This window comes from Bradyrhizobium sp. USDA 4510 (assembly GCF_054059095.1).
On the sequence record NZ_JBSSBT010000001.1, the window covers coordinates 2,719,031 to 2,741,584 of the forward strand.

General features: G+C 63.9%; 23 protein-coding genes. 19 read left to right on the forward strand and 4 right to left on the reverse strand.

Annotation, left to right across the window (positions count from 1 at the left end):
• The first annotated feature begins 49 nt into the window (after positions 1–49).
• Positions 50–661: an exopolysaccharide biosynthesis protein gene (locus ACVMDN_RS11975; RefSeq protein WP_456835195.1), complete on the forward strand. Its 612-nt coding sequence runs from the start codon at positions 50–52 to the stop codon at positions 659–661.
• 109 nt (positions 662–770) lie between these two features.
• Entirely contained in the window at positions 771–1,043 is a 273-nt protein-coding gene (locus ACVMDN_RS11980) for a DUF2312 domain-containing protein (RefSeq protein ID WP_016842183.1), read from the forward strand.
• Between the two features lie 216 nt (positions 1,044–1,259).
• On the opposite strand, the gene ACVMDN_RS11985 is transcribed toward ACVMDN_RS11980, so the two are convergent.
• Positions 1,260–1,853, reverse strand: a complete 594-nt coding sequence (locus ACVMDN_RS11985; RefSeq protein WP_307720382.1) for an alpha-ketoglutarate-dependent dioxygenase AlkB — start codon at positions 1,851–1,853, stop codon at positions 1,260–1,262.
• A gap of 508 nt (positions 1,854–2,361) precedes the next feature.
• Here ACVMDN_RS11985 and ACVMDN_RS11990 point away from each other — a divergent pair.
• The 9 genes from ACVMDN_RS11990 (at position 2,362) to ACVMDN_RS12030 (ending at position 13,557) form a co-directional block, all read left to right on the forward strand.
• Positions 2,362–3,348 carry an ABC transporter permease gene (locus tag ACVMDN_RS11990; protein ID WP_083714936.1) on the forward strand — a complete coding sequence of 329 codons (987 nt, stop codon included), beginning with the start codon at positions 2,362–2,364 and terminating at the stop codon, positions 3,346–3,348.
• Between the two features lie 59 nt (positions 3,349–3,407).
• Positions 3,408–4,430 (forward strand): sugar ABC transporter substrate-binding protein, encoded by a 1,023-nt coding sequence (locus ACVMDN_RS11995; protein ID WP_028334112.1) that lies wholly within the window; start codon positions 3,408–3,410, stop codon positions 4,428–4,430.
• A gap of 115 nt (positions 4,431–4,545) precedes the next feature.
• A complete protein-coding gene (locus ACVMDN_RS12000; protein WP_076826289.1) occupies positions 4,546–6,657 on the forward strand; it encodes an ABC transporter permease in 2,112 nt (703 codons plus the stop codon).
• Between the two features lie 3 nt (positions 6,658–6,660).
• Positions 6,661–7,779 (forward strand): SMP-30/gluconolactonase/LRE family protein, encoded by a 1,119-nt coding sequence (locus tag ACVMDN_RS12005; protein ID WP_057017124.1) that lies wholly within the window; start codon positions 6,661–6,663, stop codon positions 7,777–7,779.
• Positions 7,776–9,317, forward strand: a complete 1,542-nt coding sequence (locus ACVMDN_RS12010) for a sugar ABC transporter ATP-binding protein (RefSeq protein WP_456835877.1) — start codon at positions 7,776–7,778, stop codon at positions 9,315–9,317. The genes ACVMDN_RS12005 and ACVMDN_RS12010 overlap by 4 nt, the downstream gene beginning before the upstream one ends.
• A gap of 49 nt (positions 9,318–9,366) precedes the next feature.
• Entirely contained in the window at positions 9,367–10,122 is a 756-nt protein-coding gene (locus tag ACVMDN_RS12015) for a GntR family transcriptional regulator (protein ID WP_028345041.1), read from the forward strand.
• 111 nt (positions 10,123–10,233) lie between these two features.
• A complete protein-coding gene (locus tag ACVMDN_RS12020) occupies positions 10,234–11,910 on the forward strand; it encodes an AMP-binding protein (protein ID WP_456835194.1) in 1,677 nt (558 codons plus the stop codon).
• 11 nt (positions 11,911–11,921) lie between these two features.
• Positions 11,922–13,226, forward strand: a complete 1,305-nt coding sequence (locus ACVMDN_RS12025; RefSeq protein WP_057017126.1) for an acyl-CoA dehydrogenase family protein — start codon at positions 11,922–11,924, stop codon at positions 13,224–13,226.
• Between the two features lie 136 nt (positions 13,227–13,362).
• Positions 13,363–13,557 (forward strand): hypothetical protein, encoded by a 195-nt coding sequence (locus tag ACVMDN_RS12030; RefSeq protein WP_456835193.1) that lies wholly within the window; start codon positions 13,363–13,365, stop codon positions 13,555–13,557.
• A gap of 128 nt (positions 13,558–13,685) precedes the next feature.
• Here ACVMDN_RS12030 and ACVMDN_RS12035 read toward each other — a convergent pair whose 3' ends face one another.
• Positions 13,686–14,087 (reverse strand): hypothetical protein, encoded by a 402-nt coding sequence (locus ACVMDN_RS12035; protein WP_456814296.1) that lies wholly within the window; start codon positions 14,085–14,087, stop codon positions 13,686–13,688.
• A gap of 117 nt (positions 14,088–14,204) precedes the next feature.
• On the opposite strand from ACVMDN_RS12035, the gene ACVMDN_RS12040 reads away from it, so the two are divergent.
• Positions 14,205–15,497 carry a c-type cytochrome gene (locus ACVMDN_RS12040; RefSeq protein ID WP_057017129.1) on the forward strand — a complete coding sequence of 431 codons (1,293 nt, stop codon included), beginning with the start codon at positions 14,205–14,207 and terminating at the stop codon, positions 15,495–15,497.
• Positions 15,498–15,561: 64 nt separating this feature from the next.
• Here ACVMDN_RS12040 and ACVMDN_RS12045 read toward each other — a convergent pair whose 3' ends face one another.
• Positions 15,562–15,855: a hypothetical protein gene (locus ACVMDN_RS12045; RefSeq protein ID WP_229189508.1), complete on the reverse strand. Its 294-nt coding sequence runs from the start codon at positions 15,853–15,855 to the stop codon at positions 15,562–15,564.
• Between the two features lie 4 nt (positions 15,856–15,859).
• Positions 15,860–17,830, reverse strand: coding sequence for a 4Fe-4S binding protein (locus tag ACVMDN_RS12050; protein WP_456835192.1), 1,971 nt, complete (start codon positions 17,828–17,830; stop codon positions 15,860–15,862).
• Positions 17,831–17,982: 152 nt separating this feature from the next.
• Between ACVMDN_RS12050 and ACVMDN_RS12055 the strand changes: the two genes are divergently transcribed.
• The 7 genes from ACVMDN_RS12055 (at position 17,983) to ACVMDN_RS12085 (ending at position 22,554) form a co-directional block, all read left to right on the forward strand.
• On the forward strand, positions 17,983–18,738 hold the full coding sequence (locus ACVMDN_RS12055; protein ID WP_229189510.1) for a biotin/lipoate--protein ligase family protein: 756 nt from the start codon (positions 17,983–17,985) through the stop codon (positions 18,736–18,738).
• Positions 18,735–19,274 carry a DUF6505 family protein gene (locus ACVMDN_RS12060; protein WP_076826297.1) on the forward strand — a complete coding sequence of 180 codons (540 nt, stop codon included), beginning with the start codon at positions 18,735–18,737 and terminating at the stop codon, positions 19,272–19,274. The genes ACVMDN_RS12055 and ACVMDN_RS12060 overlap by 4 nt, the downstream gene beginning before the upstream one ends.
• Positions 19,271–20,278, forward strand: a complete 1,008-nt coding sequence (locus tag ACVMDN_RS12065) for a DUF6352 family protein (protein ID WP_253640145.1) — start codon at positions 19,271–19,273, stop codon at positions 20,276–20,278. Before ACVMDN_RS12060 ends, ACVMDN_RS12065 begins: the two co-directional genes overlap by 4 nt.
• Positions 20,275–20,790, forward strand: coding sequence for a DUF3305 domain-containing protein (locus tag ACVMDN_RS12070; RefSeq protein WP_076826300.1), 516 nt, complete (start codon positions 20,275–20,277; stop codon positions 20,788–20,790). The genes ACVMDN_RS12065 and ACVMDN_RS12070 overlap by 4 nt, the downstream gene beginning before the upstream one ends.
• Positions 20,787–21,404, forward strand: a complete 618-nt coding sequence (locus ACVMDN_RS12075; protein ID WP_076826302.1) for a DUF3306 domain-containing protein — start codon at positions 20,787–20,789, stop codon at positions 21,402–21,404. Before ACVMDN_RS12070 ends, ACVMDN_RS12075 begins: the two co-directional genes overlap by 4 nt.
• 128 nt (positions 21,405–21,532) lie before the next feature.
• Positions 21,533–22,312, forward strand: coding sequence for a Cro/CI family transcriptional regulator (locus ACVMDN_RS12080; RefSeq protein ID WP_143270780.1), 780 nt, complete (start codon positions 21,533–21,535; stop codon positions 22,310–22,312).
• A 29-nt stretch (positions 22,313–22,341) separates the two neighbouring features.
• Positions 22,342–22,554 carry a twin-arginine translocation signal domain-containing protein gene (locus ACVMDN_RS12085; protein ID WP_076826306.1) on the forward strand — a complete coding sequence of 71 codons (213 nt, stop codon included), beginning with the start codon at positions 22,342–22,344 and terminating at the stop codon, positions 22,552–22,554.

Genomic DNA, 22,554 nt, shown 5'->3' on the forward strand with positions numbered 1-22,554 from the left:
CTCTGGCATTCGTTGCAATCGATACGGAGTTCGACCATGTTACCGGGTAATGCTTCATTTGCTTGTTCCCCGCTCAGCGCCTGCCCGTACTTCCCAGCTCCTCGAAGAACTCGTCGCGCAAGCACCTGACGGCCCCGTCGACCTCGAATGGCTCCTCAGCCATCTGGACAGGCGCTCGTTCGGGCTGCTCCTGCTGTTGCTGGGGCTGCTTGTGATCGTCCCCGGCGTGGCCACAATTGCGACGCTGGCCCTCCTGTTTCCGGCGGTCGAGATGATGTTGGGGCACAGTGCTCCATCTTTTCCTCGCTTCCTGTCGAAGCGGCCGTTCGACTTCAAGCGATTCAAGCGGTTCACCGTCAGGGCGGGCCCGCTGCTGCGCGCGATCGAGAGCATCAGCCGGCCGCGCTGGAACGCGCGCCATGACGTGACTGACCGGCTTGTTGGGTTGGTCGTGTTCCTGCTGGGTCTGTTGGCGGGCTGGCCCCTGCCTCTGGTCAATGTCATTCCCGGGATTGTGGTCGTCCTGATCGCGATCGCTTACCTGCAGGAAGATGGTCTGCTGCTGGCCGTAGCAATGGCGGCCGCGGTGATGTCCCTGCTTGGCCTTGGATGGACGCTCTGGACGTCGGCCGCGGCCGTGATCAGCTGGATCGCGTTCTGAAATACCGCGGCAAGCCGCGGGATAGATGCGCTACAGGAACCGATGAAGCTTAAGACATTGGTTATCACTTTGCTTTCATTTTCACCGCCTCATTCAACAAAGAGGCACCATGTCTGACATCACCATTCCCGGCGGAAAAATTCGTTCTTTCATCGAGCGGATCGAGAATCTGGACGCTGAACTGCAGGAACTGAACGAGCAGAAGAAGGAAGTTTTTTCGGAAGCCAAGGGTGAGGGTTTCGACGTGAAGATCCTCAAGGAGATCGTCAAACTGCGAAAGCAGGATCAGGATGAGCGCGACGAGCGCGAATCGCTGCTCGATCTCTATATGCGCGCCATGGAAACGGCACCGGCCGACAAGGCTGCTGCGAAAGCGGCGTGAGACGCCCGCTGCGTTCCCCGCGATCGACACTCCGGGGGCGCGCGATCTCTCGGCGGACGAACTTCCCAAGTTCGTCCGCCCCCGTCCCATCAACCATTCGCGCGGCGTTGGTCGCACCTTCCGCTCATGATTGCGTCTTCCGATCGGATCGAAGTAGCGCTCGATCAGGGTTGATGCGGCGATGCGCAGCGGAGCGCTGGAACCGGCAATCCAAGGTTATCGCGACGCTTTGGCGCCCCGCACCGTTTCGACCATGGTTCGGAAGGTGATCGAGTATCTGGGGGCCTCGACCGGCGGAATGCTGTGCTCCCATATCTGCCGTGCATCACCGGCCATCAGGTAGAGTGATCGGGGCGCCGCATCGAGCGTGAACCGCTCCCATCCGTTTTCCGTCCGACAACGAAAACGGAACTTGCATGCGGATCCCAGGGACAGTCCAAAGATCCGGTCGAAATGCGGCTTGTCGCGGTGCCAGCCGATACCGACGCCGCGATCATACTCGGTGCACAGGATCTGCCCGATCTCGGTCGACGCGCCGCCGAAGGATTGGATCGCGGCGACGATGCCGTTTAACCAGGACGGGATCGGTTCGGCACATTCCAGTCGGCGCGACCCATAGTCGTACCGGTAACCGAACGAAGCCACGCGGCGCTTGCCTTCGAACTGTCCGAACTGGAAGGGGGCAAGCGGAAGTGCCCGGATGTGGCGGATGAGTTCGCCCTCGGCCGCTTTGGAGATGAAATCCGGCGCGTAGTGCAGACCTGCCGGTCCTGCGGCGGGCGCATCGAACATCGACAGTTGCTCGGACAAATCTGGTACCGTCAGTGTTTGCGAACCTGTCACGAATATGGGCGCGCCGAGACAGAATTCAAACCGGCCGTCAGTTCGCTCGGGCTTGCACCTGGCGCGGCTTCGATGGGCGAAAGGCGGCGTCAAAGCTCGGTCTCGGCATTCTCTTTCGCCACGATCTTCAGGCCTTGGCCAGGAGCGATTGCCGCAACGTCGTCGGCTTCGTTCCATCGCCGCGGGTGACGGCGCTATGAGGACCATTGGCCTTAGGGACAGGCTCTCAAGCCGAATGTATCCAATACAACAATGTCGGCTTCAAAAGGACCGATCGAACTCGGAAAATGCGCTTCGATCGCGGACGCCAGAACATACATATATCCATTTAAATATAGATAGTTATGGAGGGCTTCAGGTGTGAATATATCCTCCGTCAAACCAGCTGCTGTCCAAAATTTGGATACGGAGATTGACTTCTGGATACATTCTGTTCAATTTCCGCTCACAATAAAATCAATCCTGGGAGGACCCGGTGACCGGCAGTTCGGGCGCGCGCGGGGCGAAATTGACGCAGACGACGGCCGTGCTGGTGATGTGCGCGGTCCTGATCGTCATTTTTTCGATCTTCCTGAAGGGCTTCCTGACGCTGGGCAATCTGTTCGCGCTGGCGCGCAACATTTCGATACTCGGCATTCTCGCGCTCGGCATGGCGGTGGTCGTGATTGGGCGTGGACTGGATCTGTCGCAAGTCGCCTCCTTTGCCGCTTCCACCGCGATCGCGATCATCCTGATGAACTCGGGCTACGCGACGCCGGTCGCGCTGCTGATCGGCTTCGTGATGGCGATCGCCATCGGCGTCCTGAACGGGTTTCTGATCTCGGTGATCGAGATGCCGCCGCTGCTGACGACGCTGGCGTCGAGCCTTGCGGTGCTGGGGATCGTGCGCACCACAGCGGTGCAGCACTATGTCGTCTATCTTTCCAAGGGGCATGACGAATTCCTGCGGCTCGGCGGCAACATCTGGGGTGGCGTTCCGATCTCGATCCTGATCTTCGCGGCCACCGCGGTCGTCGTGCATCTTTTCCTGTCGCGCACCGTGATCGGGCGCTTCGTCTATGCCCATGGCGACAATCCCGACGCCGCGCGTCAGACCGGTCTGCCGACCCGCCCGCTGACCATGATCGAGTACGCGCTGTGCGCCGCGATCGGGTATGTCGGCGGTGTCGTGATGGTCGCGCAGACGGCGCTGATGCATCTCCAGGTCGCGGAATCGACGATCATTTTCGACGTCATCATGGTTGTGGTGCTCGGCGGCGTCAGCCTCGTCGGCGGCCGCGGCAACGTGATGAGCGTCATCGCCGGAACGCTGCTGATCGGCGTGCTGCTGAACGGCATGACCATCATGGACATGGACGTGCAGACCCAGAACATCGTCAAGGGTGTCGTGCTGCTGATCGCGATCCTGCTCGATTCCCGGCTGCATCCGCGCGACGAGGAGACGTCGAAGCAGGGCGATTAAAGCTCTGCATCAACCAACGGGCCGCAACAGTCGGCCGACATAACAGGGGAGGAATTGACATGACGAAAGCTGTGCACAGGAGGGCGTTTGCCGGCATCGGGCTGGCGGCGATGGTGGCAACCGCCGCGCTGGTGGCTGCGCCATCGCAGGCGGCCGGGCCGCGCGACCAGCTGCGCGAGAAATTCGACAAGTCGCTCAAGGGCAAGACGGTGGCCTGGTCGCCGGTCTGGATGGGTGTTCTGGAATCCGAATGGACGCGCGTGATGAAGGATCGTTTCGACGATTACGGCATCAAGCTCGTCACCCGCGACGCCAACATGAAGTCCGACATCCAGCTTCAGACCGTCAGCGACTATATCAACGACAAGCCCGACGTGATCGTGGTGCAAAATCCGAACGTCACGCTGCTCGCCAAGGAGCTCAAGCGTGCGATGGACGCGGGCATCTATGTCGTGCAGGTCAACATGGCATCGAACACCCTGACCGACGCCTATGTCGGCGTCGATGCCAAGGATCTCGGCACCAAGATCGCGCGCGAGGTCATCAATCAGTGTGGCGGCGGCAAGGGCTCCGGCGAGGTTGCGATCCTCGAAGGTGAGGCGACCGCGGCCTATTCGCTCGACATGAAGAATGGCGCTATGGAGGTGTTCAAGACCGACCCGTCGATCAAGGTCGTGTCGTCGCAGCCGACCAGCTGGGACGCCAACAAGGCCGGCGACATCACGACCACCGTGTTGCAGCAGCATCCCAAGCTGTGCGGGATCCTCAGCGTCTGGGGACCGCAAACCGCGGGCGCGGCGCAGGCGATCAAGGCCGCCAACATGGGCGACAAGGTGAAGGTGTTCGTCGCCAGCGACGGCCAACCTGCGGATTGCGATCTGCTCGAGCAAGGCGCGTTCTCCGCGAACCTGTCGTATCGCGCCGACGTGCAGGGCCAGACCATCGCCGACGCGGTGATTGCGCTGTTGCAGAGCGGCGACAAGCCGGGCGCGAAGAACATCGCCTATTACACGACCCCCGCCTGGGTGAAGTCGAAGGACGATCGCATGTACTGCTTCAGCATCCCGAAGGGCGCGAAGTAAGTCGTTCCGGCGCCCGCGCCCACCGCGGCGCGGGCAGGCCGGAGCTGTCGATCCCAATCCCCCGCGTCGTCCCGCCGTTCGGCCGCTGCTGCGCCGAGCCCGCCGGAGTCTGTTGATGAAGAGCCTGCAACGAGCCTGGCACCGCCATTCGCCCCAGTTGTTCCTGGGCGAACTGCTTGAGAAGCGCTGGATGGAGCCGATCATTCCATTCACGCTGACGATCGCGGTTTTCCTGGCCTTCGCGATCATGATCCCGCGCTACCTGACGGCGGGCAGCCTGCAGGAATTGATGCGGAATTTCGCGGAGCAGGGCATGGTCGCGGTCGCGATGGCCTTCTCCGTGCTGTCGGGCGGCATCGACCTGTCGGTCGGCGCGGTGTTCGCGATGTCGAACTTCCTCGCGCTCTATCTGTATCTCATCCTCGGGCTGCCGCTGCCCGTGACCATCGTGCTTGTGGTCCTGTTCGGTGCGGCGATGGGCGCGATCAACGGCGGCCTGATTGCCTACGGCAAGACCCGGCCGTTCCTGACGACGCTCGTCGTCCTCATCATCGTCCGCGCCGCCTACAACAAGGTGACGGTTGCGTTCACGAACGAACTCGCGAGCATCGACAGCGGGTCCAGTACGTGGGACTTCATGGGTTCGGGGAGGGTTCTCGGCATTCCCTTCAACATGCTGGTGCTGATCTTGCTTGCGGTCGGAACCCACTTCTTCCTCACCCGCATCAAGCCCGGCGTCCACATCATGGCGGTCGGGTCGAGCCGCAAGGCGGCCCGCCACGCCGGCGTCAACGTCAAGCGCGTGCTGTTCTCCGCCTATGTGATGTCGGGCGCGATCGCGGCGCTGGCGGGGATCCTCTATGCCGCGCGGCAGAGCAGCTCGGGCACCGACACCGGCGTCGGCTGGGAGATCAACGCGCTGGCCGCGGTGGTTCTCGGCGGCATCAGCCTGGCCGGTGGCCGCGGTACCATCGCGCGCGCCGTCATGGGCGCGGCGATCATCTTCATGCTCACCAGCGGCATGGTCCGGCTCGGCATCTCCGGCAACCTGACCACCGCCATCATCGGCATCATCCTGCTGCTCGCGGTCGGCTTCAACGTGAAGTGGGTCAAGAACAAGGGCAAGGTGCTGCAGAAGGTCTACGTCACCCCAAGCTGGGTTGATTTCGAGCCGCCGCCGTCGGTCGAGCGGGGCAGCGGCACGCCGTTCGCGGAGAACGATCGCCTGAAGAACGCGGAAGCGATCGCGCTCGACATGATCGAGGGCCCGGAAGACATCATCCTTGACCGCAAGGACAACCTCTACACCGTCAACCGCAACGGCTCGATCATCCGCTTTCTCGCGCCGGACTATACCGTGCGCGAAGAGTTCGCGCGCATCGGCGGCCGGCCGCTCGGGTTGGCGTTCGATCGGGATCAGAACCTCCTCGTCTGCATCGCGGGCATGGGCGTTTACGGCGTGAAGCCCGATCGCTCGGTCTTCAAGGTCACCGACCGCACCACGCGCACGCGTACGCGCCTCAAGGACGACTCGCGGCTCTATCTCGCTGACGATCTCGACGTCGCGCCAGACGGCAAGATCTATTTCAGCGAGGCCTCGACCCGCTATGAACTCACCGACTGGGCGCTCGACGGCTTCGAGGGGCGCGGCAACGGCCGGCTGATCTGCCACGATCCGAAGACCGGCACCACCAGGACGGTCCTCAAGAACTTGACGTTCCCGAACGGCATCTGCATTTCGCATGACGGTCAGTCGGTGCTGTGGGCCAGCACCTGGCTATGCCAGATCAACCGCTTCTGGATCGCCGGCCCGAAGGCGGGCACCAGCGAAATCCTGATCGACAACCTTCCGGGCTATTGCGACAACATCAACCGCGCCTCCGACGGCAAGTACTGGCTCGCCTTCGTCGGCCTGCGCACGCCGGTCTACGACCTTGCGATGCGCAACCCTGTTTTCCGCACCCGCATGGTCAAGCAGATCCCGCCGGACGAATGGCTGTGTCCGGGCATCAACTACGGCTGCGTGGTCAAGTTCGACGACAACGGCGTGGTGACGGAATCGCTCTGGGATCCCGGCGGGCTTTCGCATCCGACCATCACGTCGGTCCGTGAACACAAGGGCTATCTCTATATCGGGGGTCTGGAGAACAACCGCATCGGCCGCATCCGCCTGCAGGACGCCGACCCGACCTGGGAAGCGCACAAGTCCTATTGGGGAAGGGCCTGAGCCATGTCTCTGCTTGGCGATATCATCGATCGCGTGCTGTCCCCGAACCGGGAAATTCACGGCATTCCGGTGCTCGACGGCGCCTTCTCCCCGAACCAGCGGCTCGATCAGGCGCGCCAGCTCGGCGACGAGATCGAGCGACCGGACGACATTGCGCTCGGGCAGGACGGTGCGCTCTACGTCTCGACCGGCAACCACGTCCTGCGTTGCACGGGAGACGACTTCAACACGCGCACGGAGTTCGCGACGCTCGACGGCCCGGTCGGCGGGCTTGCCTGCACGCCGGACGGCCGGCTGCTCGCCTGCGTCTCCGGCGTGGGGCTGGTGGCGCTTTCGCCGGCTGGCGAGATCATCGGCAAGCTCGAAAGCGTCGGCGGTGAAAAGATTGCCTGTCCGCTGTCGGTGACGGTCGCGCCGGACGGGGCGATCTACCTGACCGACGGCTCGCGAAACAATCGGCCAGAGCATTGGCTGACCGACCTGATGCAGAACCGCGCCCCCTCGGGCCGGCTCATCGCCTGCAATTCCTCGCTCGGCAGTGCGAGCGTGCGTGCGGACAAGCTCGCATGGCCGCTCGGCTTGGTCGTATCCGGCGACGGCAAGGAGGTCTGGGTCGCCGAATCCTGGACCCACCGCCTGACCGCTTTTTCACGCACGGGTGACGACAGGCGCGTGATCGTCAAGAATCATACCGGCTACCCGGCGCGTCTTGCCCGAGGCGCGAACGGTGAGGTCTGGATGGCCTTCCTCGCGCTGCGCACGCAATTGACCGAATTCGTCCTGCGCGAGCGGGCATTCTGCGAAGAGATGATGCGGACGGTGCCACCTGAGCTTTGGATCGGGCCGGCGCTGGATGGCCGCCTCAATCCGCGCGAACCGACCCAGATCGGCCGCATCAAGAAACTCGGTATCCAGAAGCCGTGGGCGCCGCCGCGTTCCTATGGTCTCGTCGCCCGGCTCGACGACAAGGGCGCGGCGACCGAGACGCTGCACAGCCGGGTCGATGGTCGGGTTCATGGAATCACCGCCGTCCGCCCGATCGGCTCGCGCGTGCTGGCGGTGTCCAAGGGACGCGATTGCCTCGTCGAACTGCCGCCTGGTCGCGGCATGCAGGAAGGATGAACGCCATGCCGGCGGAACAACAGGCAGGGACCCCGCTGCTTCAGATCGTCAATGGCAGCAAGGTCTATGGCGGTCTGAACGCCATCGATGGTGTCAATTTCGATCTGCGGCCGGGCGAAATCCACGCGCTGCTAGGAGAGAACGGCGCGGGGAAATCGACGCTCTGCAAGGCGATTGCCGGTGCGATCGTGCTGACCTCCGGCGACTACCTGATCCAGGGACGCAAGGTTTCGTTCGCCTCGCCAAAGGAAGCGCTCGAGGGTGGGGTCGCGATGGTCTACCAGGAATCCAGCCTGGTCCCGTCGATGACGGTGGCGCAGAACCTTGAACTCGGCATGGAGAAATGGGTCACGGTCTACAGCAAGATCAACATCGCGGCGATCCAGTCGCTGCAGTCGATGAACTTCAACGTCGACCCGCTGGTGCTGGTGGAGAATCTCGGAACCGCCAAGCGGCAGATGGTCGAAATCGTGCGTGCGGTTCGCCACAACGCCCAGGTCTTCATCTTCGATGAGCCGACCGCATCGCTGACCCCTGAAGAGACCCAGCACCTGTTCCATCTTCTCAACACCCTGAAGGAGAAGGGCGCCGGGATCATCTTCATCTCGCATGCGCTGGAAGAAGCATTGAACATCGCGGATCGCATCACCGTGCTGCGCGATGGCAAGCTGGTCGCCACCGTACCGGCGAAGGACGTCACGCGTGACGCCCTGGTGCGGATGATGGTTGGCCGTGAGGAAACCGCAGCGCAGTACGCGACCCACGGGGCTGATCCGGATGCGCCGAAGCCGCATGCCTCCCGCGGTGAGAAGGTGCTTTCGGTCGAGAACGTGACGATGGGCAGCATCGTCAAGAACATGTCGTTCTCGGTGTTCAATGGAGAAGTCGTCGGCATCTTCGGGCTGGTCGGGGCAGGACGCTCCGAGATCGCGCAGATCGTCAGCGGCGCGCGCAAGCGCAACTTCCTGCGCGGCGGGATGATCTATCTGCGGGACAAGCCGATCCGCTACCGGGTGCCGCGGCAGGCGGTGCGCGACGGAATCGCCTACATCACCGAGGATCGCAAGGTCGACGGTTTCTTCGAGACGATGACGGTGGATCAGAATATCTATCTTGGCTATCTGTCGTCGCCGCGCGTCAAGCGGTTCCTTTACTCCGCGCGCGAGATGAAACGGATCGCCGATCAATGGATCTCGGCGCTCTCGATCTCTGCATTGAAGCGGACGCTGAAGATTGTCGAATATTCCGGCGGCAACCAACAGAAAGTCGTGGTGGGAAAGTCTCTGGCCCAGGAGCCTACGGTGGTCATCTTCGACGAACCGACGCGTGGTGTCGATGTGAGCGCCATTCCACAAATTCACGAGGCGATTCGCAGGCTGGCGCGCGAGAACAAGGCGGTTGTCGTTATTTCTTCCTATCTGCCGGAGATTCTGGCTATCTCGGATCGGATCCTGGTCGCTCGCGGCGGACGTATCGTCGAGGAAATGGCACGGGCTGATGCGACCGAGGACAAGATCATGTACGCGGCCATTCATTGAAGGAGGGCCTTTCATGAGTCCTTATCAGCGGCCTCCCCATTGGAAGGACATGACGCGGGACGGCAATGAGGACGATCCGGAGTCCCGTCGCCTGATGAGCGAGAGGATCGCAAGCGAGATTCGCAGCGCGGTGCTGAGCGGCGAGATGCGGCCAGGCACGCGGATTCGGCAGGAGCTTCTTGCGGCCCATTTCGGAGCCAGCCGCATTCCCGTGCGCGAGGCGCTGAAGCAGCTCGAGAACGAGGGGCTCGTCGTGATGGCGCCGAACCGTGGCGCCTGGATTGCGGACGTCAATTCGGAAGAATCGATCGAGATCTACAAGATCCGTGAAGCGGTCGAGCCGCTTGCCATCGGCGAAAGCGTTCCAAATCTGACCGACGAGGATATCGAGACTCTTGACCGCATTGTGCGCGAACTTGAGCAGGTCACCACGCTCGAGGAGTACATCCAGCTTGATCGGGAGTTTCATCTACGGACCTATTCGCGGGCGCGGATGCCGCAACTGCTCGCGATGGTCGAACGCTTCTGGAACAGCACGCAGCATTTCCGGCGACAGTTTGTGAGCGAGACCTATGCCAAGGACGGGTTTCCGTTCTCCGATCCCCAGCATGTCCTGATCATGGACGCGATCCGGGCGCGCGATGTCGAAGCTGCACAGGTGTTGGTGCGTCTCCACATCCGGCGCACGCGCGTTGTCATTCAAGCAAAAGAGAGTGGGGCGGCCCAGCCGCCCCTTGCAAGCCGTGCCGCGCTTCCGCATGCGCGTCTCGGCTCGGTCTATCGAGGAAAAAGTGCCAATGAGTAGTGGCGGCGAACGCCTTTTGCCACGGTTCCTGCTGCGCCAGGTGGCGGCGGGCTATAGCGGCCGCCGGCCCGGACGGGGCTGCCATCGTTGCGACAGTGGTGGCAAGCGGCGATGACTGTCGACCTGGAGTCCGTGTCGCGTGCACGCGCTTACGAGGAAGCCGCGGGCCGGCTGCGCGCGCGGCTCGGGGAATCGATCGCTCCGCCCGATCCCGGAAGGCGGACGGCGCTTGATCTGTTTCGAGCCGCGCCGCGCGAGGCGCCGGCCGTGTTCTATTTCGATGCGACGCAGACCTATGCCGATATCGATCGGCTCAGCGACCGGCTCGCCGCCCGCTTTGCGCAAAAAGGAGTCGGGCGCGGCGATCGGGTCGCCGTCATTCTTCAGAATGTGCCGCAGTTCGTCATCGTCAGCGTAGCGGCCTGGAAGGTCGGGGCCATCGTCGTCAGCCTCAACCCGATGTACCGCACGCCAGAGCTTCGCAAGCTGTTCGGGGATTGCGAGCCGAAGGCGGTGATCTGCCACGACGATCAATGGGAGAACGTTTTCCTGGCCGCCGGTTCGGTCGATTCCGAGCTGGTGTTCTGGACCGGCGCTCGGGAATTCCAGCTGCGAAACGATGTCCGGGTGCTGCCGGTGCCGGGCGCAGCTCCGCAGGCCCGGGCGCTGGCGACGGTTTTCGCCGAAAATGCAGCCGCACCACCGGCACCGGTTCTGACGTCCGACGACATCGCCCTTCTCTTGTATACCTCCGGAACCACGGGCGTTCCAAAGGGCGCCATGCTCACGCATCGCAATCTGGTGGCGACCGCGTTGATCTGTTGCGATCATTTCGAATTGAACGGCACGTCGTGCATCTTTGGGGTCGCGCCGCTCTTCCACATCACCGGCTTTGAAATCCAGATGGTCGCGGCGTTTGCCGCGCGTGCAGCGATGGTGCTGACCTATCGCTTCCAGCCCCAGGTCGCGCTCGATGCCTTCCTTGAATGGCGGCCGACATTCATCGTCGGTGCCATCACCGCGTACATCGCGCTGATGAACCAGGCTGACGCAACGAGCCGGCATTTCGAGAGCTTCGTACATATCTATTCCGGCGGCGCGCCGATCGCGCCCTCGGTCATCGATGCCTTTGCGAAACGGTTTGGACGGGCGATCCGCAGTTCCTATGGAATGACCGAACTGACCTCTGCAAGCCATCTTGCGCCCAACGAAGGTCGGATTCCGGTCGATCCCGACTCAGGCGCGCTGTCGATCGGCAGGCCGACTTCGGGCGTCGATGCGATCGTCGTCGACGACGAGCGCCGCCCGCTCGGACCCGGCGCGCATGGCGAGGTGGTTGTGCGTGGCTCAGGTGTGATGGCCGGCTACTGGAGGAAGCCGGCGGAAACCGACGAGGTGCTGACCAACGGCTGGCTGCATAGCGGCGACGTCGGCTTCTTTGACGAGAGCGGCTGGTTCTACCTCGTGGACCGCAAGAAGGACATGATCTCCGCCTCCGGCTTCAAGGTCTGGCCGCGCGAAGTCGAAGACGTGATCTATGGCTTTCCGGGCGTGCGCGAAGCAGCCGTCGTCGGCGCCGCCGATCCCTATCGCGGCGAGACGGTGGTCGCCTTCGTCTCCGCTCAACCCGGCACCGTGATCGATGTTGCCGCGCTCTCGCGCTTCTGCCGCGAGCGACTGGCGGCCTACAAGTGCCCGGTCGACATTCGCGTGCTGGACGATCTGCCGAAGACGGAATCCGGAAAAATCACCCGAAACACGCTCAGGGACGGCCTACGCGGCCGGTAAGGAGAATCTACATGGATATCACCCAAAGCGAGCGCAGCCAGCAACTGGCCGCGCGTCTCCAGCGCTTCATGATGGAGCACATCTATCCGAATGAGCGCCGATACTATCAGGAGGCCGAGCGGCTCGGGCCCTGGGCTGTGCACCCGGTTGTCGAGGAACTGAAGCCGCTCGCACAACAGGCCGGCCTGTGGAACCTGTTTCTACCCGCTCACGAGGACGGGCTGACCAATCTCGAATATGCCCCGCTGTGCGAGATCATGGGACGTTCGCATCTTGCTCCCGAGGTCTTCAATTGCAGCGCCCCTGACACGGGCAACATGGAGACCATCCTGCGCTACGGAACGGAGGCGCAGAAGGAACGCTGGCTGAAGCCCTTGCTGGCCGGCGAGATCCGTTCTTCCTTTGCGATGACGGAGCCCGACGTTGCCTCGTCCGACGCGACCAATGTGGCCAGCTCGATCGTCCGTGATGGCGACGATTACGTGATCAACGGTCGCAAATGGTACACCACCGGCGCCACCGATCCGCGATGCAAGATCATCATCTTCATGGGGCAGACCGATCCGCAGAATCCGGATCGTCACAAGCGTCAGTCGATGATCCTCGTGCCGAAGGAGACGCCCGGCGTGCATGTCGTCCGTTCGCTGCCCGTGCTCGGCTTCTACGGCGTCCCGGATCGTGCATCCGAGGTGATATTCACCAATGTACGCGTGCCGGCCGCCAACATGCTGCTCGGCGAGGGGCGTGGGTTCGAGATCGCGCAGGGTCGGCTCGGGCCCGGACGCATTCATCATTGCATGCGGCTGATCGGCCTCTCCGAGCGCGTGCTCGAGCGCATGTGCCGACGCGCGCTGAAACGCGTCGCCTTCGGCAAGCCTCTCGCCGAGCAAACCGTGACGCTCGAGCGCGTGGCCGAAGCGCGCATGAAGATCGACCAGGCGCGGCTGCTGACGCTCAGAGCGGCCTACATGATGGACACGGTCGGCAACAAGGCAGCGCGGCAGGAAATCGCGATGATCAAGGTCGTCGCGCCGAACATGGCGCAGACCATTGTTGACTGGGCGATCCAGGCGTTCGGGGGAGGCGGCACCAACAACGACCATTTCCTTTCGGCAGCGCTCGCGACGACTCGCTTGTTGCGACTGGCCGACGGCCCCGACGAGGTCCACCGCAACCAGATCGGCAAGCTCGAATTGCGCCGATGGCTCAACGTCGATCCCGCACGGACCGGCGGTGGCGCGGATCCGTTGTCGCCCGATGAATCCGAATCCTGGTCCGAAGGCGGCTTGTGGCCGCGCCCGAAAGATTTGCCATAGGCGGGTTGGGAAGGGGCTGGAGCCGGAGCGCATCGGCTCCAGCGCTGATCAACAAAAGGAGAGTTGTGAGCGATCTCACAGGGGGACGTCGAATCCTGCACTAGTCAGGACTCTCCCAGAACCAACGGAGGTTCGCATGAAGCTCCTGATGATCGCCGGCCTGACCGCCATCGCGCTTTTTCTGGCTGCGACGAATGTCCCGAGATCGCATCCATCGTCCGTGAGCCACACATCGGTGGCAGGGATGCCCGCTGTGCAAGAACAAGACAAGCTGCCGGTTGAAGATTTCGACGATCGATCGCTGGTGTTTCCGAGGGGAACTCAGCAATAGAGAGAATGGTGCCGTCGCATCCGAACGCATTCGGTTCGGGATGAGCGGGCTGGAAATCGTCTGGCGTTGAACAGCGCGACGCGTCGGACGGCTTGTTCGCTTGCGCAGCCCCCGTCGCGCGCTGTGTTTCAAAAACTCATGAAGATCGGGTTGATCTCAGCGGTATCGCCGACATGTTCTGGGAGTTGAAACGGCGCACCGTGGCGATCGACTATCAGAATTGCCAGTAGCAGCGCCAACACCGCAGCGATGTAGATGAGCAGTGGCGACGCGTCCCGGCTGGTGGGATTGCGATCCCGCGGCGGCAACACGCGAGAATGCCAAATGCGCGAGATGAACTGCAGATATGCTTTCGGATGTATTTGCATGTTCGACCTCGATTGTGAGGCGCCTTTACCAAGACTGCGACCGCGTGGGCCGCTCTTCAAGGCGCCGCTTGTCGCACCCCAAACCGAATACGAGCTCCCTTGTTGATTACTGGTGAAATGGGCACGTTGTTGCCAAGGGCCAAGCCCGTCGCCCATGGACACGCCAGATTTCCAGAATGATCGCCGGCGGGGCCGATGGACGCCAGGGGAGCACTTTGGCCGGGCAGCAAAAACGGGCAGAATGGCTTGGGGGCTGCGCTGCGAGTGTCTCCGACGGCCATGGATTTGATCTTGCGTCTCGCCACGTTCCTTGTAACAGCATCGCTGCTTCTTGCGCTGCAACCCGCGCAAGCGCAATTGGCCGGACACGGCGGACCTGTCCGCGCGATCGCCGTTTCAGGCGATGGCAGGACGATTCTGTCGGGCAGCTTCGACACTGCGGCGATCCGATGGTCGCTGGCAACCGAGTCCGCGGATCAGGTCCTTCGCTTCCATTCGGGTGCGGTGAACGCGGTCGCCTTCCTCGGCGATGGAAGAATGGCAACGGCGGGTGCGGATGGCCGGATTGCCATCTGGACGTCGGGCCGGCCGCAGCCGGACCGGGTTTTCGCGGACCATACGGGACCCATCGTCGGGCTCGCCGTTTCGCCCGATGCATCCAAGCTCGCATCCGCCTCGTGGGACCATACCGTGCGGCTCTCGTCGTTGTCCGACGGGGGCTCGCGCGTGCTGCAAGGTCACTCGCAAAACGTGAATGGCGTGGCCTTTGCCCCCGACGGACAGTCGCTGGTGAGCGTGGGCTACGATCTGACGGTGCGGATCTGGCGCCTGCCGGACGGCAGCGCCGAGGTCGTCACGGTGCCGTTGCCGCTGAATGCCGTGGCCATCTCGCCTGACGGCGAAATCGTCACCGGCGCAGCGGACGGCAAGCTGCGCATGATGACGGCCGACGGCAAGGCAAGCGGCGAGGTCACGGCCGGCGCCACGCCGATCGTCGCCTTGGCAGTCTCGCATGACGGCGCCTTGATCGCCGCGGCGGCAATTGACGGCACGGTGGCGATCGTCGATCGCAAGGCGCGCAGCGTGCTGCGCACGCTCGCCGGGCTGGGCGGGCCGGTTTGGTCGGTGGCATTCCTGCCCGATGGCGTGACGCTCCTGACCGGCGGCGCCGACGGCAAGATCAGGCGCTGGAATGCACTGACTGGCGCGGCGGCCGGATCGAACGTGGTGGGCACGCCGAGGGACCCGCTCGCCGCCTATGCCGACGACCACGGTGCCGAAATCTTCAGGGCCTGCGTCGCCTGCCACACATTGTCGGAGACGGAGGTGCAGCGCGCCGGTCCCACCCTTGCCGGACTGTTCGGTCGGAGGATCGCCTCGCTGCCGGGCTATCGCTTCTCCGACGCACTCAAGACGATGGACATCGTCTGGACGCCGGAGACCGTCTCAAAATTGTTCGAGATCGGGCCGAACGCCTATACGCCCGGCACGAAGATGCCGGAGCAGCAGATCGGCTCGGCCGAAGATCGCCGCGCGCTCACGGACTTCCTGGCGCGTGCGACGTCGAAATAGCCCGAGTTGGCGCTAGCCGCTTTGCGCATACTCAAGCGAAGGCGTCAAGCCGCGATATGAGACTTTAATACCCCGGCCATTGCTCCACCGGAATTTTCGTCAGCTCCGGGTTCTCCTTGAGCATGCGGGCGATACTAATGCTGGGATGTTCCTTGAGCGCCGCCACGACGCACTGGTTGACGTATTTGCGGCGGGACAGCCACTTGATCTTCTTGCCCTTCGCCTCGGCCTTGCAGGCGACGACCGCCTGCTTGAGTGCAACCTTTTCCGCTTTGGTAAGGGCGGCGGCCTCGACGGCTGTGCCGCCAAGGACCGTGGTGACAAGGCACGTCGACAGAACCTTCATGAATCGAGGCATGCGGCTAGTCCTTGTTCTCGCGTTGACGCAGGTAGTCATCCGTCGTTCGTGGCGGCGCGCGTTCCGGCACGTCCTGGATCGGATCGAACTGCTGTTCGCTCATGACGATGACCCGGCAATCGGCGCACATCCGCAAGGCCTCGGTCCGGCGGTCCCCGGCAGGGTACATCCAATGCCGTCCCTCGAGTTTGGTCGCGATCCGATCGATCGTGCTCTTGACGCCGAACGGCGTGCCACAGCGAATACACAGGGCAGGTTCTTCTTCCTTGATCACCCGCGCCGGCGCGCGTCTTGCCCGGAAATCGATCTGCGGGGCGAGCCTGATGACTTTTTCAGGACAGGTGCTCTGACACAAACCGCACTGCACGCAGGCGTCCTCCACGAATTTGAGGACAGGGCGGTCGGGATCGGCGCGGAGCGCGCCGGTTGGGCAGGCCGAAACACAGGACAGGCACAGCGTGCAACCGGCGACGTCGACGGTGATCGCACCGATAGGTGCACCCTCAGGCAAGGCGATCACGTCAACCGGCTTGGGGGCGAGGCGATGCAGTTCGCTCAAGCCGAAGCGAAGCAGATCGCCGCGTTTGCCGACCGTCAGGAAAGTCGCGGGATTTTCGAGGCCGGCGAGGGGGCCAATCCCCGTCAGTTGCTCGGCCAGAGTGTCGGGATCGTCGGTTTCGATCGTGCTCACGCGGCGGCCGTCAAATCCGAGTCCGGCGAGAATGGTCTCGGCCATCCGGATCGTCAGCAACGATCCGGTCACGTCGTGTCGTGGCTTGGCGCGCAGCAGGAGCCGCACGGCAGCCGCGCCATAGCCGAAGGCGCCGATGATGGCTTCCAGGCCGACCTGCGTCAGCTCGTTGACGGCGAGGGGAAGCACATTGGCCGGCAATCCGTCGCCATGGCGGGCGAGCGCATCGATCAGCGGCGTGCCGTGCTGGCTGTCATGCAGCAGCAGGACCGGATGTGTGCCGCCGGCCTCGCGATAGGCGCGCAACATGGCGCGGAGGATCTGCAACTGGGTATCGGCGGGTGGCAGCGCGTAGGATGCCGCTCCGGTGGGGCAGGCGGCCGCACATTGCCCGCAGCCTGCGCACACCTCCGCGTTGACTGCGACATGGTCGCCGTCCGGCGTGATCGCGCCGGTCGGGCACAAATCGAGGCAGCGATGGCATCCGATCAGCTTCGAGCGGGAATGCGCGCAGAGGCTGGGTGTGAAGTCGACATATCTCGGCTTGTCGAAGCTTCCGACGAGATCGCGGGCGGCGAGCACCGCACGCAGCATGGCCGCGGGATCTCTCGGATCCGCGCGGAGATAGCCGTCTCGCAGATCGTGTGCGGGAAACAGAGGCGGCTCGCCGGAGAGGTCGAGCACGAGATCGCAGCGCGAGATCGCGCCGTTGCGCGGGGCTTCGAACTCGAAGCGGGCGCGTGAGGACGGGCGTGGCTGCGCGTAGTCGTCGATCGCGAGCTCGAAGCCGCCAAAGTGCCCCCGCGCATTGCGGATCGTGCCCTGCACGATCGGGAACACGGCCGCGGCAGGCGGCACGACGTCCGCCGGCTTCCTGAGCATGACCGTGACGTCGAGATGGTCCGCCAGCAGCCGGCCAGCCTCGATCGCGGTCTCGTCGCGCCCATAGATCAGGATGATGCCATCGCTCGACAATGTGACCAGCGGATAGTCCGGCGCGGGAACCGCGGCCGCTGCAAGCAGCGCCGCCATCTTCGGGCCCGCCTTCGCGCCGTCGCGCGACCAGCCCGCCGTCTCGCGGATGTTGACGAAGCTGATCGGGCCGGCGCGTTCGCCCATCTCATTGGTGAACTGGCCGGCCTGCTGCGTGCAGGCGACGGTCAGCGGGCCGTCGGCTTTCGCGGCGTTGCGGAAATCTTCGAGCTCGGCGCCGCAGAGATGACGATGGCTCCTGATCTCGCAGTTGGGACATCCACGCTGGATCGCGGCCACGTCAAGGCGCATCGTGTCTTCACACGAGCAGATCAGGACGGTCTTCGCTGGCTGCTCCAGGTCGATCCCTCCGCGGGTGCGGCGCCGTCTTGCGGACTCGCGCCATTCCTTCACCTCGTATAGATATTCACTATCGGAAGGAAAAGGAAAGTGGAGGACGGCCCTTGCGGTCGACCCCGACCAGCCGCGTCTCCGTGACGGAAGCGATCCATCTGCCGCCGCCATTCACGCTCGTCCGGTTGCGTGAGAGCGGAGACGCCTTTGCTCACGCTTGCCGCATTGCACCTAAAAGCGGTGCCGGCACGCTGGTGTATGTCGGGCGGTTCGATCTTGCCGAATTCGCCGTGGTGCTCGAGCCGGGCGAGCCCTTGGCCACCGCGCGGCGCGCCTTCTATGCCGGCATGGTCGCGCTCACCGACGCCCTGCGCGCCTATGCGCCGCCGCACAAGACGGTCGCGATCGGCTGGCCCGACACCGTCGCGATCGACGGTGGGCTGGTCGGCGGCGGACGGATGGGATGGCCGACGTCAGCGCGCGAGGACGAGCCGCCTGCCTGGCTGGTGTTCGGCGCCATGATCCGGACGGTCGCAATGGCCGATCAGGGACCGGGCGTCCATCCGCTCGCGTCCGCGCTGGATGAGGAGGGGTTTGGCGAAGCGGGAGCCGTGCAGGTGACCGAGAGCTTTGCGCGGCACCTGATGCGGGCGATCGATAGCTGGCAGACCGACGGCTTTGGCAGCCTCGCGCGCGACTATCTCAGCCGGATCCCCCGCGAGCGGCGAACCGTGCTGCGGATCGATGACGGCGGCGATCTCCTCACGCGCCGCGTCGGTGCCGACAGGATTGAACGCAGCGTACTCGTCAAGGCACTCGGAACGCCGTCCTGGTTCGATCCGAAGCTCGGAGGGCCGCGGCTATGAAACTGCTCCGCAGCATCGCGCTCGATCCCTCCGACACCTTCGTATTCGATGTGGCGGCCGAGCCGGGCGAATGGGCCGTCTCCGGCGCCTTCCGCTTCTGCGATCAGGATCCGACGAAGCTGACCGGCAAGGCCCGCGTCGCGTTCCGCAGTGGCTTCCTTGGGGTGCAGTCCTGGGGCTGGTCGACGCTGGTGCAGATCGTGCCTGCCACCGAGAACGATTGCAGCGCGCTGATCGACCGCCTCGCGAGGCAATTGATCGATCGCTTCGGTGCGCCGGATCTGGCGACCGCGCGGGTGGCGGCGGAAGAGGAGGTCGCCTTCGCGCAGTCGCTCTGCAACCATCCGGTCAGCTCGCTCATTGCCGTTCACCGTTCGGTGAGCGACGGCGAAGTCCGGGAGTCGTTCCGCAGGCTGCAACTGCGCCAGGGTCAGGGACACAGCAAGGCGTTCTCGTTCATGGAAGTCGAAGACGATGTCGAGCCTGACGGTGATCTCAAGCTTGCCGATATGAGTGGGGAGTCGCGGCACCGATGAATGATTTCTGGATCGCGTGCGGCCACCATCTGCTCGATCGCGACGAGAGCGGGGGGCTTTGCGTCACCGACGAGTTCCTGAAGGCCTATTTTGTTCGTCCGGAGCTGGTTCCGCCGGACGAAGCATGCCCGGTCGAGCGGCGGCTGCACCGCGCGCTGCTCGCGGCTCCCCGCAGGCCGGTCGGCGCGGAAGAGATTGACGCGATCGTCGATGCGGATGCTCGGGAGAACTGGCGGCTCGTGCTTGCCTTCCGCGATCTCCTCCTGCGGCATCCGACGCTGGAGCAGGCCTATCTTGCAACCGTCCGGTCCGGGACGAGCGATTTGCCGCCGCTGTTTGTCAATCAGCTCGTGCACGTGATCCTGCGCAATGCGCTCGATGGCTGCGATGATCCGTTCGTGCTGCGCGCAGCCGAGCTGTTCTTCCGCCCGCAGCGCATCCTGCCGCAGGAGCAGGCCCTGCTGCTCGGTGATGAAGAGGTCGTCGGGGGACAGACTCCGACCCCGGTGCTCTCGCTGATGTCGATGCTGGGGGCGTTGACCGATGCCGAGCTCGACGTCTTGCGCGAGGACAATGCCGGCGATTACTGGCGCCGGAGCGATCAATTCGACATGGCATTCGACCTCACCGCAGGCGGCCGCGGGCCGGCGGCGCTGGCGCAGGCGATGGCGGGCTGGATCTCCCATCTGCTCGGGATCGACGTCAGCATTGAGCCGCTGCGCGAACTGCGTGATGCACGTCTCACCTGGTATGTCGGGCTCGACGCCGATGCGACCAGGCTCGGCGACCGTCTCTGGCATGGCGAGCAGCTCGACGACCGCAGCGCCGGACGCGTGCTCTCATTGTTCCGCCTGACGTTTGCGGACGCCAGCGTGGCCGCAGACGAGATGCGGGGCGAGCCGGTCCATCTCATTCTGTCGATGAACGCCGATCAGAAGCTGCGGATGAAGCCGCAGAACTTGCTGACGGGGCTGCCGGTCAAACATCTGGAGATGGCGACATGAGTCGGGCCGCGCTGCCACTTGTGCGTGTTCCCGTCGGCGTCGTGGTGGAACGGCACCAGGCGGACTCGCCGTGGACCGATTTCGTCTGGCGCGCGGTTGCCGTTCTGCCCGACGAGCCGGACACCAAACCCTGGACGGTGCTTCGCGACGAGAACGGGACGACGCTGTTTTATGCCGGCAGCGCCACGGTCGATCTCTATGGTTCCGAGACGGCGCGCTATCGCGACAATCTCGCCTCGGGCAGTCCGGCCATCTGGGCCGTCTTGTCGCCGGCGGAAGGCGCCTGGCCCTACTCGGTGGCTGCCGCGACCGCCGATCCTTCGGAGGGCGAGGCGTTCACGGAGGCCGGTGCGAATCTGGTCGAGGCCGTCCCCATGCCGGAGATGCTGCGTGAGCAGATTGAAAGCTTCGTGGCCGAGCACCACGTCGAACGTGAGTTCTTCAAGCGCAAGCGACGGCGGGCCGATCCCGAGGCGCTCGCGCGCCGGCAGCATGAAGGCGGACACGAATGAGTGAGGACAAGTTCCTGACGCGCTGGTCCCGCCGCAAGCAGGAGGCAAAGGCGAACGCCACGCCACCGGATCCGGCAATGCGCGACGACATGCAGTCGCCGCCGCCAGCCGTCAAAGACGACGACGCGGAGTTCGACCTTGCGAGCCTGCCTTCGATTGACACGATTACCTCGACGACCGACATCACCGCGTTCCTGCGCAAGGGAATCCCGCAGGAGCTGACGCGTGCGGCGCTTCGTCGCGCCTGGAGCGCCGATCCCGTCATTCGCGACTTTGTCGGGCTTGCCGAGAATGCCTGGGACTTCAACGACCCGACCGCGATGCCGGGCTTTGGCCCGCTGGATTGCTCCGAGGCTGAGCTCACCGCACTCATCGACAGAATCGTCGGCGGCCTCGGCAAGCCGGCCGAGGCACCGCCCGAGCGTTCGGTTGAAGTCGCGGATTCTTCGCAGGAATTGCGCGAGGTCGAGTTGCCGGGCATCGGCGCCGAAGAAGCCGCGACCACGGGAACCGCACCTGATCCTGCTGCAACGCAACGAACGCTCACCGAAAGCTCCGACGGCGAACAGGTGCCGGTTGAGCGCCGCACGCACGGCAGCGCGCTGCCTCGCTAGGGACCGCGACGAAAGGCCATAGCCTCAGACTATGCAGCTGATTGACCCCCCGTTGGGCTGGGACTAGGCTTCGCTAGCGCTTTGTAAGAAAAGCAAAATCAGCACCCGGGACTTGGATGGAGGTCCACGTGCGCGATGCTGGCCTTGAGCGAGCCATTGACGCTGCCGGCGGCGTTGCAGAGCTTGCGCGCAAAATCGGCATCAGCCAGCCCTCTGTTTCGAACTGGAACAAGGTGCCCGCGCAACGGGTGATCGCCGTCGAAGCCGCCACAGGCATCTCGCGCGATCATTTGCGGCCTGATCTGTACAGCGAGCCGTTTTTCTCCGAAGAGCCGATCGATTCTGTCGATGTCGCGCGTGCGCAGGAATATCTGCTGCTCGCGACACTGTTGTCCGCCGCACCATCGAAGAAACTGCTCGATCAACTGGCTGCGTTGACCGCCGATGCCACGCCGCTTGGGCGCGCGCATGCCGCGCTGGCCGAATCCGCCGCCAATGCAGTCGCGGCGACGGTCGAACGCGAATATTTCGATCTGTTCACAGGTCTCGGCCGCGGCGAACTCTTGCCCTACGCCTCCTACTATCTGACCGGCTTTCTCAACGAGCGGCCGCTGTCGAGGCTGCGCGCCGACCTCGCTGCGTCCGGGATCGAGCGCATAGCGAACAATTCCGAGCCGGAAGATCACGCGGCTATCCTGTGCGAGATCATGGCAGGCTTCGCGGGAGGGCGTTTCCCGGCGCCGTTCGACACGCAGCGTGCCTTCTTCGGCAAACACGTCGCGCCCTGGATGGGGCGGCTGTTCGTCGACATCGAGCGCGCGGAGAGCGCCGTCTTCTATCGTGCGGTCGGTGCGCTTGGTCGCGCCCTTGTCGAGATCGAGACAGAAGCATTCACGTTCGCGAACTGACCTGCATCCGCAGGTCCAGGAGAGATGCGATGAGTGAAGACAGGACAACCACAGTCGGGCGCCGCGATTTCTTGCGCAAGGTCGGCGTCGGCACGGTGGGCGCGACCCTCGCAACGCCGCTGGTCGGGGCTGCGCAGGCTGACAGCGAAACCAACGATGAGAAGCGCAAGGCGCGCTACAAGGAAACCGATCACGTCAAGGCGTTCTACCGCGTCAATCGTTATCCGGCCAAGGGAGGTTGA